We start from the raw sequence: 14,945 nt of genomic DNA on the forward strand, positions 1-14,945 counted from the left end.
CTACGCGTTGGCGAGGAAAAGCAGGCGCACCCGGCCGAGCTGGATTTCGTCGCCGTCGGTCAGCACGGCGGAGTCGACGGCCTCGCGGTTGAGATACGTGTGGTTCATACTGCCCACGTCGACGATGCGGAATTCGCCGCCCTCGCTGAGGAATTCGGCGTGCCGGCGGCTGACCGTGATGTCGTCGAGGTAGATGTCGCTTTCCGGATGCCGGCCCGCCGACATGACGGGTTGGGTCAAGGCGAACCGTGACCCGGTGTTGGGCCCGCGCGTGACGACGAGCAGCGCTGAGCCCGGGCTCAACGCGGGCCGGTTCTCGACCACCGCGTCCGCGGCTGCAGTTGCCGGTGCGTCGAACTCGGCGGTGACGGCGGTGCCCATGTCGCCGGTCAGCTCCTCGGAGCCCTCCCGCTCGTTTGGTCGGGGCGGCGTCGACTCCTCGTCGCTCACGCGGCGCGCGGCAGGTCCGGATTCGCCGCTGCCGCTTGCGAAGTCGGCCGCTGCGGTGCGGGCGCCCAGCCGACGTAGGTCAGGTAGAGGCCGACGAAGGCGAAGACCACGCACAACGCGATCCACCAGGCCTGCGCGCCGATCATGTCGCGCGCCAACGAGGTGAAGAACTTGGGAAAGGCCACCAGCAGCACCCCGCGCAGCACGATCAGCCAGCCGAGCAGGGAAACGATGACGGCCGCGGCGCCACGCCAGCTTCGGTGAGCCGCAACGATGCTCAGGCCGAACAGCAAGATGAAAGCGCCCGACACGAAGGTCCACATGGAATTCGCCTCGAACTGCGACAGCAGCGACTGCATGTCCGAGGCGCGCGCCACCGCCGTTACGTCGACGATGACGAGGAAGGGACCGAGCACGCGCGAGAAAAAGCGCGTCGCGGTCTGTGACTGGGGTGAATCGTTCATTGCCGTGCCTCTCATCCGTCGCGGGTCATTCGGCGATCCCCTTTATCGGAGCACTTGACCGAGGCGGCGAGATAGGGACTTTTGGCACTCCGTCCGCGGACCGAAGTTATGGCGGGGCGGCGGTTATACCGGCGCCACGAACTCGGAGGTGTAAAACTCCGCCGGATTCTGCGAGTTTCCGTTTCGCCGCTCGATAATCACCCACACGCCGGTCGTGCCGGGCCGAATGGTGTCTTGCACGGTCGTCGTGCCGTTGCCCGCCGCGTCGGTGTCCATGCCGGAGAAGGCGGTGCCCGGGTCGCCGGGTCCGCAGGTGCTCGCCGCCGGCCGGGGCATCTGGATCAGCCCGACGTCGAAGTGGGTGCCGGGCTCGGGTTCGTCGTACAGATGCACCTCGGCGACCGCCCTCGATCCGGAGGTATTGATCAGGGCGGAACCGGTGCCGAGCATCGGGCGCGGCACCTGGGGCGCGACGCTGACGCGGCTGAAATCGCAGCGCCGCAAGTAGTTGTCCAGGGCGACCGTGGTGCCGCCCTCGGCCGCCGCCCCGATGATCCCGAACGTCGCCGCCGGGGTGATCACCGTGATGGTCACCGTGGCACATGTTCCCAGCCTGCTCAGCGCGCTCATGGGGCCACCTATTGTTCCCGTGTGAAGTGGATCACAGCGGAATAGGTATTAGCCCGGGTGCGGTGAAATTAAACCTCTTTCAGACAATTACTGGATCGTCAATTTCCGCGCTTTATTTGGCGGCTGACGAATTATGGCCGGAATCCGATAAAGCCCGTCAGGGCTTAATGCGGATGGGCCCCGGGGACCACCAGCCGCTGCGGGTCGCGGTGCCGAGCTCGAGCTGCGCGGGCTGGGCATCGGCGACGGTCTCGAACTTGCGCAGCGAGCCCCAGTCCCGTCCCCAGTCGTGGGACAGGTAGGTCGACATCACGTGGGCCCGTAGCAGCAGGTCGGTGATGCCCAGCAGGCCGCCGTTCACGCCGTCCTGCCAGGTGTCGGTGTCCTGCTTCTTGGCGTTGTAGTCCGGCGTGATGCGGAACTTGGGGATCTCGGTGACGCCGTTGACGTGCAGCATCGGCTGCTGGCACGGGAAGGCCAGCCCGACCGCCCAGTCCATCAGCACCGGCTGTCGGGAACCCACGTACTCCTGCAACGAGCGCAGTTCCGGCACGCGCGGCGGGGTCAGTGCGATCCAGTCATCCGGCGTCAGGGACAGGTCCTCGGCGACTACGCGCACCGCGACCGCGTCGGCGGGGATCTGGGAGCGGGGGAAGCGAAGGTTGCGCCACACCTTGGGCTGCTGACCGTACAGGTCGTAGGGCACCAGCCTTCCGGCCGGCAGCACGGAGCCGTCGGGACCGGGCCTGCCGATTTCCAATTCCACGGTCTGCCCGTTGGTGTGGTGATGCAGGATGCTGTTGCCGGCGATCGTGCCCGCGGCGGTCACCACCACCAGCGGGTGGGCGTCGTCGGGCTTCGGCAGCTGGTACCACGCCGAGGTCAGCTTGCTCTGCTGTTGCGCGCCGGTGGTGTAGCTGCCGGCCAGCGGAATCTGATCGGGGTTGAGGCCATAGGGCAGCGGCACCGTCGACCCGTTGATGCCCGGCGCCGCCAGTTTGAGCGGCGCGTCCCAGTCGTAGTCGGTGCCGGGCTGCGGCACCGATGTCTCCTTGACCGACTCGGCCAGGGTGCGGTCCGGCACGCCGTTGGGGGTGAAGCCGGTGGGGTTGACACCGCCCAGCGGGCCCAGGGGGCCCCAGTTGCCGGGCAGGGCCGCCATGAAGCCCGCGTTGCTGTCAGGCTCGACGAGAATGTCGTCGGCCAGCCCGCATCCCCCGCTGAACTCGCGCAGGTTGTCCCAGGCGTTGGAGTAGGTGGGGTACTGACGGACGATGCCGGCCACCATGGAGGCCACGAACACCAACGCCATGAAGCCCGCGGCAATGGGGATGGGCGCCGCCGTCAGCGCTCGCGCCAGTCGGCCCTCGCCATGGCCGGTGTCGGCGAAGTGCAGCCACGCCGCGTACACCGCGGCGATCACGAACAGCGCGAAAAATATTGTGCTGACGGTGATTCCGCCGACCTTCGGCATGCTGCTGTTGAACGGCACACCGTAGCTGGAGACGTACCACCAACCGTTGGTGGTGGCGAAGCACAACGCCAGGATGAACAGCACCGCCGCCAGGAACGCCATCCGGTTTCGCGACCAGCGCAGCACCTTCGGCGACACCAGCACCGTCGTCAGCGCCGCCATCGCGGCGCCCACCGCCGCGAACAGCCCGAAGTGGTGCACCCACTTGGTCGGGGTGAACATCAGGAAGAACATGGTGCCGAAGATGACGCCCATCAGACGCCAGGCCGGTCCGCGGGCGACGCCGGGAACCCGCTTGCGCCGCAACATGATGAACATGGCGGTGAAGAGGCACAGCGCGGTGATCAGGAAGCCGAAGCGGCGCGAGAGCGAGCCGTCGACGGTGGGCAGGATCAGGTAGTAGTAGCGCAGGTTCTCGGTGTACCAGGCCTGGCTGGGCCCGATGTCGGTGCGAATCCTGGTGGCCTCCAACACCGTTGCCAGCGTCTGGTCGGCGAACACCACGGTCAGGATCACGGTGCCGGCCGCCAGTATCGGAGCCACCAGCGGCAGCGTGCCGACCAACCGGTGGCGGCGCACCAGGATGCGCAGGATCGGGCGACCGCCGGCGACCAGCGCGGCGACCGCGATCAACCCGGTGGGCTGGACACCGAGCGTGAACGCCGCGGTGATGACCGCCAGCGCGGCGGGCGTCAGCCTGCTGTAGCGCATCGAGCGCTCGATCAGCACATAGGTGACCAGAGAACCGAGGGCGATGATCGGCTCGGGGCGCAGGCCGTTGTCGAAGGGCATCCACGCGGTCAGCAGCACCATGCCCGCCGCCCAGTTCGCGGCCTTGCTACCGGCCACCGCCGGACCCAACCGGGGGAGCACCTCACGCGAGAGCAGTAGCCAGCACAGGATTCCCGCGATCAGGTCGGGTAGCCGCATCCACAGGCTCGCGTCGGTGACGTGGGTCATCAGCGCCAGCAGGTTGTAGTACCAGCCGAAGGGGTCCTCGGGGCTGCCGAACCAGCGGAAGTAGTTCGACATGTAGCCCGCGTGGTCGGCGACCCGGGCCATGCCCAGGATGTAGCCGTCGTCCGACGAGTTCGCCCCGATCACATGCCAGAGCACGAAGCCGAAGATCACCACGACGTCGGCCAGGGTGAACGTGCGCCAGTTCGCGGGGATGAGCCGCCGCATTCGGTGGCCGTCCAATTGGTCGAGGCGCCACAGCGCGACCAGCGCGATGATGGTGGACACGATCGCCAGCACCATCGCAGCCAGTTTCAGCGTCGTCGGCGTGGTGGAGAACCGGGTGTCGATGGTCGCCGAGAACTTCAGGCCGGGCGGGGCGGGGCCGCTGAGATCGGTGAACACCCCGACGATCTGCGGCCGCAGGTTCGGGTCCGGGAAACCGCCGCCGATCGGTCGGCCCGCCGAATCCTTCAGCCCGACAAAGGTGGCGAAGGCGCCGGCCTTCGTCGAGGTGATCTCGATTCTGGAACATCCGGGGGCACCTGCGGCTCCTGCCACCTGATCCCGCGGCGCGCTGGCGATCACCACGTTGCGGTCGGTGACGTCCACGCGCTTGCCGTTGACGACGACGAACAGCGCGTTGAGCGCGGCGTCCTTGCCCTTCTTGGGCGCCGTGCTCAGCACGACGCCGCCTTCCGGCGGCAGGGCTCGCACCGCGGAGCAGGGCACGGTCGCGGTCACGTCGACGGGGGTCAGCGAAATCAGCGGTGCCGTAACGCTGTTCAGCAGGCCGTTCTGTGGCCAGTTGAGGGTCGCGGTGGTCTGCACGACCGGCAACAGCGGGGTGGCCACCGACAACACGAACCCGATCAGGCCGGCGATGGTCGCCACCCAGCGCGTCGTCCGCACGTCCCTGTCGGCCGTCGTCACGCTCATGGGAGTGCCCGAATCGGTCCCTGCCGGCTCCAGCCGTGCACTGTCATCACACCCTGTTCGATCACGGCGTCCGGCGCCTGGTCAGCCGGCACCAGCCGGAAGTACTGCTCGACGGATCCCCAGTCGCGGTACCAGTCGCCACGCAGATACGTCGAGATCGTCGACGTACGAAGCATCGCCTGGGTGACCAGGAACGGGCCACCGGCCTCGCCGGCCTCCCACCCGTTCGACGACGATGCCGTCTGCTTGTGGTCGGGCAGGATGCGGTATTGCGGAAGTTCGGCAACGCCAAGGTGTTCGGAGAACGGCCGCTGGCACGGGAAGTTCGCCGCCGTCGCGATGTCCAGCAGCACGGGCGCGCGCGACCCCATCAGCTGCTGCAGGGTTTCCAGCACCGGCACCCGCGGCGGCGTGAACGCGAACCACTGATCCGAACTCAGGTTCGGGTCGTAGGCGACGATGCGCGCCACGTTGGCCTCGGGCGGCGCCCAGGTCAGCGGGAACCGCAGATTGCGCCACGCCGGCTCGGGGCCGATGTCGATCGGTTGCACCTCGGCCAGCGGCTGGGTGGTGCCGTCGGGGCGGGCCAAGTCGCGGTGGCCCCACTGCAGTTTCAGCGACTGCCCGTAGGTGAAGGTGCCGTCCTCTTTGTAGGACCAGATCGCGCCGGACGCCGACACCACGACGATCGGGCGTTCCGGGGTGCGCGGGGGCAGCTGATACCAGGCCGAGGTCGCCGTGGCGGCCAGCGAGTTCTCGCCGTAGCTGCCCATCACCGGGGTGCGGGCCGGGTCGAGGCCGAACGGCAGCGCCGCGTGTGAGCCGTTGACTCCGGCCGGCCCCTTGCCGCCGGCCGTGCCCGCCGAGTCGCTCATCGCGGCGTTGGGCTTGTTGGGCGACGCATCGGAATTCACCACGCCCGGCTTGGTCACCACCGGATACGACCTCAAGTCATCGCCCACGCCGTCGGGTTTGAAGCCCACCGGGTTGAGCCCGCCGAGCGGGCCGTCGGGGCCGAAGGTCTGCCCGGGCACCGGCGCCAGCATGCCGGCATTGGGGTCGGGCTCGGTGAGCACGTCGTCGGCCATGGCGCAGCTCTGCGGGGACAGCCCCGAGCTGATGGCGGCGAGATTGGCCTTGGCGGTGGTGTAGAGCGGGTAGCGGAACACCGCGCCCTTGGTCAGCGAGGCGACCTCGCCGACCACCATGATGGTCGCGACCACCAGCAGCGGGGTCGAGGCCAGGACGCGGTTGCGGCGGTTGTCCTCGACTTCGGTGTGGCCGGCGTAGTCCATGCGGAAGTGCTGCCACGCGGCCAGCAGCCCGGTGAGGATGGACAGCGTCAGGAACATCGACGTCACCGGATGGCTCGCGATCACCGGCTGGATGTCGTACCACGGCACCCCGTAGTTGCCGACGTAGAACCAGCCGTTGACGCCGGAGGTGGCCCACGCCAGCACGAACAGCAGCGCGGTCACGTACAGCGTCAGGTTGCGGCGGTTGTGCAGGCCAATGCGCGCGAGGGCGAACGCGGTGACCGCGCCCAGCGCCCCGGCCAGTCCGGCGAAGGCGCCGAACTGAACGGCCCACTTGGTCGGGGTGAACGTCAACAGCAACAGGCCGAGCGCGGTGGTGCCGATCAACCGCCACGCCGGGCCGCTGGCCAGCCCCGGGACCCCGCCGCGGCGCAGCAGGATGACCAGCATCCCGAACAGGCACAGGAAAAGGACGAGCACCGCGAATCGCCTGGACATGGACCCGTCGGGGTTGGACTCCACCGTGAGGAAGTAGTAGCGCAGCCAGTCCTGGTACCAGGCGATCGTCGGCCCGACCTTGTATTTGATGCGCGCCGATTCGGCGACAGTGGCCAGCGTCTGACGGTGGAACACCACGACGGTGATCAAGGACAGCGACGCCACCAGCACGGCCAGCGGCGCCAGCAGCCCGTCGGTCGCCCGGCGGCGCCGGATCGTCCGGGCGATGGCGCGTGAGCCGGTCAGCAGCGCGGCGACGGCGATCAGGCCCTGCGGTGCCAGCGTCGCCGTGAGCATCGCGACGAAGACGGCCACCGCGGCCGGGGCCAGGCGTTGCAGCGCGATCGAACGTTCGACCAGGATCCAGGTGACCAGCACGCCGAGGGCGATCAGCGGCTCGGGCCGCAGCCCGTTGTTGAACGGCAACCAGGCGGCCAGGAACACCGCACCCGCGGTGAATACCGCCACCCGGTTGGCCGCCAGGCCGCCCCGGCCGGGCCCCAGCCTGCGCAGGATCCAGTGGCTGATCACCAGCCAGCAGGCGATCCCGGCCAGCGTGGCCGGCAACCGCATCCAGACGCCGGCGGTGCTCACCGACGCCAGCCTGGACAGCACCCCGAGATACCAGTCGAACGGAGCGTCCGTCGCGCCGAAGTAGCGGTAGTAGTTGGCGATGTAGCCGGCCTTGGGGGCGACGCGGGCGATGGTCAGGTTGTAGCCGTCGTCGGACGAGGTGGCGCCGATGACGTGCCAGAGCAGCAGTGTCGCGATCACCCCGGCGTCGGCGATCCAGGTGGCGATGCTGACGCGCCGCCAGGAGCTCCACCGCACCCGGGGGCGGTACCGGGACAGCCTGGCGATCGGTGTCCGCCAGTTGACCAGCGTGCCGCCGCGGCTGTGCCGGTCGAGCGCGGCGAGCGCGACGACGGCGGTCAGGACGGCCAGGGTGCCCACCAGCATCGCCAGCCGCTTGAGGGCGGTGGGGGCGGTGATGAATCGGGTGTCGATGTCGACGCGGGCGGACAACCCCGGCTGGGCGGGCACCTTCAGGTCGGTGAAGATCCCGCCGACCTGCGGCTTCTTCTCCGCGGACAGGGTTCCGGAGGCGCCGGGGATGCCGACGAACTCCGCTCCCGTCCCGCCGGTGTTCGCCCAGGCGTGCAGCACGCTGCAGCCCCCGCCGGCGACGGCGGGCCGCGGCGCCACCGCGGCGACGGTGTCGCGGAACGCGACCACCACCGAGTCCTTGTCGGCGCGCACGAACAGCCCGTTCTTGCCGGCGTCGATGCCCCCGGCGGGCAGCGTCGAGACCACCAGGCCGCCGCCGGCGGGCAGGGTGGCGATCGCCGCGCACGGGACGGAGATGTCCAGCGCGCGGGGCGCACCGGACACCAGGGGCGCGGTGACCTGGGCGACGTGCCCGTCCACGGTGCCCTGCGGCCACAGCACCGTCGCAGTGGTTTGGCTGACCGGGAGCAGCGGGACGAGCACGCACAACAGCAGTCCGACGACCCCGGCGCCGGCGGCCACCAACCGTGGGATCCGCTGCGATCGCTGATTACCGTCGGGGGACACGAGGCTCGATGGTAAGCGAAGCCGCTTTGTCCGCTGAGGACGCGGGGCCGGGGGCGGGCCGCGCAGGTTCAGCGGACGAGCCGCGCGGCCAGCGTCTGCAGCCCGGGGCCGGCGAGGTCGGCCAGGGCGGCGGGCCGGCCGGTCATCGCCATGAGGAGCGCCTCGCCGGGCCCGGTGACCTCCGGTCCGTGGCCGTGTTCCCAGTCGACGTCGGTGGCGCGCAGGCGCAGGCCCCGGATGCGGCGGCCGGCGCCGAGCCTGGGGTTGCCGGGCACCAGGGCCAGGACCTGCTCGAGCCGGTCGGCCGGGACGGTGCGCGGCCGGCCCAGCGCGCGGCGGATGTCCTGATGATGGATGGTGCCGTCGACGAGCGCGATCATCCCGCCGAAACCGGCCGTCAGCCCGCGCGGTTGAAGGTGGGCGCGCAGAAAGTCGAGCAGCTGTGGGGCACTGAAGTCGGCGAACTCGTCGACGCCCACCTGGTTGGCCCGCACGACCCAGCCCTTCGCGAAGCGCTTGAGCAACCCCAGCGTGCCGAGCTCTTCGTAGCTGATCATGTGCGCGACAACGTCTTTGACCGTCCAGTCGGCGCACAGGCTGGGCGCCTCCCAGTCCTGCGGCGTCAGCGTCGCCAGAAATTCCGCCAGGTCGGCCCGCTCGTCGCGGGCCATGCTCATCAGGGTCATTGCCGGCTCCCGGAGGGCAGCAGGCGGGCGTAACGATCGAGGTACAGCGGCCAGCCCGCGTCACCGGCGACGCCGTCGGCGACGGATTCCCATCCGGGGCCGTGGCGGTCGAGGTGGCGATGCTCGAGGTCGACGCGGGTGCGGTTGTCGGATTCCGCGGTGAAGCGCACTTCGACCTCGCTGGTCCTCGACGGGTCGGGCTCCAGTTGCCAGGTGGGGCCGATGTCCCAGGTGAACACCAGGCGGTGTGGCGGCTCGTAGGCCAGGACTCGCGCCCAGCGGCACACGCTGCCGTCGACGCCGCGGTCGTAGATGTGCCCACCGACCCGGGGCTCGAAGACCGTCTCGGCGATCGGGACGGCCAGCAGGTTGTGCTCCCGGGGCTTGAAGTCGCCGAACTGCGCGGTGAAGACGGCGAACGCCCGCTCGATCGGGGCGTTGACGACGACGTGGTGTACGACGTTCGGAATGCGCTGCGTCACAAGTCTTCTCCTTTACCCTCATCGATCTTCTGCGCGTAGCCGGCCAGCGCTCGCGTCCAGAACCGGTCGAGGTCGGCGCGCAACGCCTCCAGGCCAGACGGGTCGAGTTGATAGACGCGACGGGTGCCCGCGGCGCGGTCACGCACCAGTCCGGCGGACTTGAGCACCTTGAGGTGTTGTGACACCGCAGGCCGGCTGACGGGCAGGTCGCGAGCCAACTCGCCGACCGCCGACGGGCCGTGCGCGAGACGTTCGACGATGGCCCGCCGCGTTCCGTCGGCCAGGGCCAGCCACACGTCGCCGCTTTGGTAAGTGGCCACGAACGGTAAGTCTACGCTTACGGATGAGTCCCGGGCAAGGCCTGGCCGACTAGGTCTTGCGCAGCGGCGCGGGATTCCACAGGCCGCTGCGGGTGGCCGTCCCGAGCTGCAGGCGCGCGGGCTGGGCGTCGGCGTAGTACGGCGTCAACCGTTGCAGCGAGCCCCAGTCGCGCGACCAATCGTCCTTCAGGTAGGTGGCCATGGTCGTCGCCTTCACCAGCAGCTCGGTGACGCCCAGCGGGCCGCCGCCGTTGTTGTCCATCACCGGCGAGTTGGCTTCGGCGCCGAAACGGTCCGGCAGGATGCGCCATTTCGGGGTCTCGTCGACACCGTTCTGGTGTCCGAACGGCCGCTGGCAGGGGAAGGCCAGGCCGACCAGCCAGTCCAGGAACACCGGGTCTTTGGAGCCGACCACGTCTTGCAGCGTGCGCAGCTGCGGAATCCGTGGCGGTGTGAGCGCGATCCAGTGCTGCGGCGCCAGGTCTTCGTCGTCGGCGACCAGCCGGATCTGGGTGGCGCTGCCGGGGATGGCCGACAGCGGCAGTCGCAGGTTGCGCCACGCCGGGGAGGCGCCCACGTCGGCGAACTGGAACGACCCGCCGGCGTGTCCGCTCGCGGCTTCCTGGTCGGTGGCCCACTGGACCTGGACCTCGCGCGGGTCGAAACGGCCCGCCGCGCTCACCACCAGCAGCGGCCGCGCCTGGTCGCGGGTGGGCAGCCGATACCAGCCCGACCGCAGGTGGGCCGGCACCTGTATGCCCGGGCGCCAGCTGCCCAGCACGGGCGTGCGGGCGGGATCCAGGTTGTAGGGCAGCTGGGCGACCGAACCGTTGATCCCCGGCGCCGGGGTGGTGCCGCCCTCGGTACCGGCCTCGGCGCCGGTGACGAGCTTGTCGTCGTTGATGAAGCTGCGGTCACCCGGCCGCTCCATTACCGGGTCGGCCCGGACGTCGGCGGGAATCCCGTTGGGCACGAAGGCTTCCGACAACCCCGCCCCCAGGGCGTCACCCACCGGCGCGCTCACCGGTGCGAGCATTCCGGCGTTGGGGTCCTGCTCCACCAGCACGTCCTCGGCGAGTCCGCAGGACTTGCCGGTAAGCGCCTCCAGATTGGACCGACCCACCGACCACGCGGGGTACTGATCGACCATCGCCAGGGTCAGCGACGCGACTTCGAACACCACCAGCGCCCACGTCGCGATTGCCAACGGGGACTGGATGATTCCCGCTGCCCGCGCCCCGTACCGAGTCCGTGGTGGGCCGTTATCGGGCGACACGAAGTGGAACCACGCCGCCAGCGCCAGCACCACGACGGTCAGCCCGAGCAGCGCGGTGGCGAACGCATAGTGCCATGCCGGGAACGAGTTCGACCACGGCACACCGAAATTCGATACGTACCACCAGCCGTTGACGCTGGCGAACGACAGCGCCACCAGGAACAGCACCGCCGCGGCGAACATGGTGCGGTTGCGCCGGGACCGCATCGCCACCGCGGTCACGGCGACCGCGGCCAGCGCACCCAGCGACCCGGCCAGCCCGGCGAACACGCCGAAGTGGTGGGTCCACTTCGTCGGGGTGAACATCATCGCGATGAACGAGATGATGGTGATCCCGACGATGCGGCGGCTCGGCCCCGCGGCCGTGCCCGGAATCCGGCCCTTGCGCAACGACATGGCGACCGTGATGCCGAGCGCCAGGACGAGCGCCAACACGGCGAAGCGGCGGGCGACCGATCCGTCGGGGCTGGCCATGAACAGCCGCTCGTAGCGGATGTGTTCGTCGAACCAGCTCAGGCTGGGCCCCACGGCGCGCTTGAGCATGCTGGCCTGCACCTCGCCGGCCAGGGTTTGGTCGCGGAAGATCAGGATGGCGGTGACGGTGACCGCGGCGAACAGGGGCGCGACCAACGGCAGCGCGCCGAACAGTTTGGATCGGCGGTGCAGGATGGTCCGCAACGGCCCGATCGCGACCAGCAGGGCACCGATCGAGGCGATGCCCGTCGGCCCGGAGAACAGCGTCAGGGCGCCGATGATGCAGGCGACCGCCACCGGCAGCAACCGGCTGGTGGCCACCGCGCGTTCGACCGAGCACCAGGTCAGCAGGATGCCGAGCGCGATGATCGGCTCGGGCCGCAGGCCGTTGTTGAGCGGCAGCCACACGGCCAGGAACATGCCGGCCGCCGTCCAGGCCGCCCCGCGGTTGTGTTTGACGGCGTGGCCCAGGCGGGGAATGACCTCGCGGCTGATCACCCACCAGCACGTCAGCGCCATCGCCAGGGTGGGCAGCCGCATCCAGATGCTGGCGGTGCTGACGTGCGCCCACAGGGCCAGCAGGTCGTAGTACCAGCCGAAGGGGGCCTCCGGCGTGCCGAACCAGCGGTAGTAGTTGGCCATGTAGCCGGCGTGCTCGGACACCCGGGCCATGGTCAGGATGTAGCCGTCGTCGGAGGTGTTGGCGCCGACGAACTGCCACCACACCAGCACCGCGATCACCAGCGCGTCCAGCGCGCTGACCGACCACCAGCGCGACGGCAGGAAGCGGTGGTGCCGGGTGCCGTCGGCGGTGTCGAGCAGGTGCAGCGCGACCAGGGCGGCGGCGGTCAGCACCACCCCGAGGATCATCGCCGCCATCTTCAGCTGGCTGGGGCTGCTGCTGTAGCGGGTGTCGATGGTCGCCGAGAAGCTCAGGCCCGCCGGCGCCGGCCCGGTGAGGTCGGTGAACACGCCGACGATCTGGGGCCGGAAGTCGTAGCCGCTCTTCTCCCCGCGCAGCGGCGAGCCGGGGTGTTGTGCGTTGGGGCCCTGGGTCAGCCCGACGAACTCGGCGGTGACCTTCTCGGCGTGCGCGGTGAAGGTCAACCGCTGGCAGGCCGGGCTGAGCACCTGGCTGAGCGGGGCGGTCACCACCGCGACGTTGCGCACCACGACCACCAGGTAGTCGTTGGCGCGCTGGATGAGCAGCCCGCGGTCCACGGCCTTGGGGGCCTGCTTGGGCACCGTCGACAACAGCACCGTCTTGCCGGCGTTCTGCGGGCCGGTCAGTCCGGCGGCGGCCTGGCACGGCACGGTGACGCTGAGGTCGGTGGCCACGTACCCGATCAGCGGCGCGTCGACGCTGCCGAAGGCGCCGTTCTGCGGCCAGTTGAGCTGCGCGGTGGTCTGGTTGACGGGCAGCAGTGGGGTGGCGATGGCCAGCAGCGTCCCGAGCAGCCCCGCGACGGTGGCCACCAACCGGGCGATCCGGTGGTTGGCACCCCTGTCGGTCACGGTGGTAGATGCTAGTTCTTCGACGCCCGGCGGCGAGGTGTCGGTGCTCATCAGCGGGCCCGTCAGTGGCTTGCCGGAGGTTTGCGGACGGCCACCACGAACGGGCCGGCGCCGTGGACGACGAACTGGGGGCTGTCGAAGAGTGCGGCCCGCAGATCGACGGTGTAGCGGCGGACGTTGGGCTGGTTGGGGTAGACGTCCTCGGCGAGCCGCAGCGTGTAGTTGCCGTTCGCACCGCGGCGCATGAGGAAGACCGTGGGCGGCGGCCAGGGGCAGGTGTCCAGCGCGTGGATGAGCTCGTCGGCGGACTTGAGCTTGGACCACTTCTTGATCTGGGCGGCCCGCAGGTCGAACTGCGCCAGCGGGTTGGCGTAGTGCGACGTCAGCCCCTGGAATCCCCAATAGGGATAAAAGGACAGGAAGCTGTAGTCGGCGGTCATCACCACGGTCTGGTCGCGGGGCCTGCCGGTCACGGTCGCAATGGTGTGGTCGATGTCGGGATAGAACTTCTCCGAGCTCGGCGGCCGCCGGTCGCCGCGCTGGCCGTTGCCGTCGGTGTCGGTGTAGGCGATGGTGAGATCCGGGCGCAGCACGTCGGGAATGTCCTGGCTGAACGCGATCGCGGCGGCCAGGCCGACGGCCCCGGCGACGGGAAGGGCGGCGCGGCTCCGCGCGGACAGGGCCCGCGCCGCCTCGACGAACCCGAACGCCCCCGCGGCCACTAGCAGCACGGTCAGGGTGGGCTGGAGCCGGAACGACAGCAGCGTGGTGCGCGCCAGCGTGGTCAGCATCGACAGCAGCGACCACACGTAGACGGCCAGCACGCCGATGGCCAGGGCGCCGGCCCGCACCGAGGATCGGGCGCGCAGCACCAGCCACAGGGCGCCGAGCAGGCAGATCGCGCCCAGCAGGGAGAACTGCAGCATCGGGAAGGTCAGGACGGCGCCGTCGGCCGGCAGATAGTGAAAGGCGCTGCCGGAGTTGCTGATCGGGCTTCCGGTCGCGCGGACCAGGAACGGCAGCCAGGTGGTGGCGGCGATGACCGCGGCCAGGACGGCGATGACGGCCAGCCGGCGCAGCGGGTCGAGGGCGGCCCTGACGCCGCCCGGCCTGTTTTGATGCCAGCGCAGGACCGCCAGCCACAGCGCCATCAGCGCGACGGTGAAGGCGCCGAACCCGAACAGCAGCGAATACCAGGTGGCCGTCCAGCCGAGGAACAACCCGCCGCCCGTGACGGCGGCCCAGCCGCCCCCGCGCTCGCCGCCGCGCAAGCCCGACCACGTCAGCACCAGCACCGGGGGCAGCAGCACGGTGATCATCGCCGAGTAGGGCTCGGGCGAGCCGTAGGCGAGCGTGGCCGCCGCGGTCGCCGTCGTGACGATCAACGCGTACTCGAAGCGGACCATCCGCCACCACAGGACCAGCGCGACGGCGACGGCGACGGTGATCGAGGTGATCGCCCACGGCTTGTAGATCTCCCAGGCGGGCGTGCCGCTCAGCGCCGCGGCCCGACCGCCGATCCAGAACCAGCCCGGCGGGTAGAACGGCGGCAGCCCGAGGTAGGTCATGTCGCGCAGGGCCGGGCTGTCGGCGAACCGGGTCAGGTACTCGGTGCGGAACTGCTGGTCGACCGAGATGCCGAACAGGTAGAGCTTGGTCGCGCCCAGCGGCATGCCCAACGTCACGACGGTGAACGCGGACACGAAGGCCAGCCCGCCGAGCTGGGCCGCCCAGCGGTACCGGCCGGACCGCCCCCACGCCCAACCGACGGCGACCAGGCCGGCCAGGCAGCCGACCTGCCCCACCGTGGTCAGCGCGTGCAGCTGGTTGGAGGACGGGAAGGCCGGCCACTGCACGCGGGCGATGGCCGCCAGCGACACGGCCGCGACGGCGACGGCCACCGCGGCCGCCAGCGCCATCTGGCCCAGGGCGGCCAGCGCATTACGCAT

General features: G+C 70.1%; 10 protein-coding genes. All 10 read right to left on the reverse strand.

Annotated elements, in window-relative coordinates; genetic code table 11:
* Positions 1-450 carry an FHA domain-containing protein gene (locus U8D42_RS23390; RefSeq protein ID WP_322858076.1) on the reverse strand — a complete coding sequence of 150 codons (450 nt, stop codon included), beginning with the start codon at positions 448-450 and terminating at the stop codon, positions 1-3.
* Positions 447-914 (reverse strand): hypothetical protein, encoded by a 468-nt coding sequence (locus U8D42_RS23395; RefSeq protein WP_322858075.1) that lies wholly within the window; start codon positions 912-914, stop codon positions 447-449. Before U8D42_RS23395 ends, U8D42_RS23390 begins: the two co-directional genes overlap by 4 nt.
* Positions 915-1,037: 123 nt before the next feature.
* Positions 1,038-1,544: a hypothetical protein gene (locus U8D42_RS23400; protein ID WP_322858074.1), complete on the reverse strand. Its 507-nt coding sequence runs from the start codon at positions 1,542-1,544 to the stop codon at positions 1,038-1,040.
* 157 nt (positions 1,545-1,701) lie between these two features.
* The gene (locus U8D42_RS23405; RefSeq protein WP_322858073.1) at positions 1,702-4,914 is read right to left on the reverse strand and encodes an arabinosyltransferase domain-containing protein; all 3,213 of its coding nucleotides are present in this window, start codon (positions 4,912-4,914) and stop codon (positions 1,702-1,704) included.
* The gene (locus U8D42_RS23410) at positions 4,911-8,243 is read right to left on the reverse strand and encodes an arabinosyltransferase domain-containing protein (protein ID WP_322858072.1); all 3,333 of its coding nucleotides are present in this window, start codon (positions 8,241-8,243) and stop codon (positions 4,911-4,913) included. The genes U8D42_RS23405 and U8D42_RS23410 overlap by 4 nt, the downstream gene beginning before the upstream one ends.
* A gap of 68 nt (positions 8,244-8,311) precedes the next feature.
* Complete coding sequence (locus U8D42_RS23415; protein WP_322858071.1) at positions 8,312-8,929, reverse strand: maleylpyruvate isomerase family mycothiol-dependent enzyme; 618 nt, start codon at positions 8,927-8,929, stop codon at positions 8,312-8,314.
* Positions 8,926-9,411, reverse strand: a complete 486-nt coding sequence (locus tag U8D42_RS23420) for an SRPBCC family protein (protein ID WP_090419038.1) — start codon at positions 9,409-9,411, stop codon at positions 8,926-8,928. The genes U8D42_RS23415 and U8D42_RS23420 overlap by 4 nt, the downstream gene beginning before the upstream one ends.
* Positions 9,408-9,731 (reverse strand): ArsR/SmtB family transcription factor, encoded by a 324-nt coding sequence (locus U8D42_RS23425; RefSeq protein ID WP_085242494.1) that lies wholly within the window; start codon positions 9,729-9,731, stop codon positions 9,408-9,410. Before U8D42_RS23425 ends, U8D42_RS23420 begins: the two co-directional genes overlap by 4 nt.
* A gap of 49 nt (positions 9,732-9,780) precedes the next feature.
* Entirely contained in the window at positions 9,781-13,047 is a 3,267-nt protein-coding gene (locus U8D42_RS23430) for an arabinosyltransferase domain-containing protein (protein ID WP_322858070.1), read from the reverse strand.
* Positions 13,048-13,058: 11 nt separating this feature from the next.
* A complete protein-coding gene (locus U8D42_RS23435) occupies positions 13,059-14,945 on the reverse strand; it encodes a galactan 5-O-arabinofuranosyltransferase (protein WP_322858069.1) in 1,887 nt (628 codons plus the stop codon).

The sequence above is a fragment of the Mycobacterium europaeum genome (assembly GCF_034555895.2).
In the GTDB taxonomy this organism is placed as follows: Bacteria; Actinomycetota; Actinomycetes; order Mycobacteriales; family Mycobacteriaceae; genus Mycobacterium; species Mycobacterium europaeum.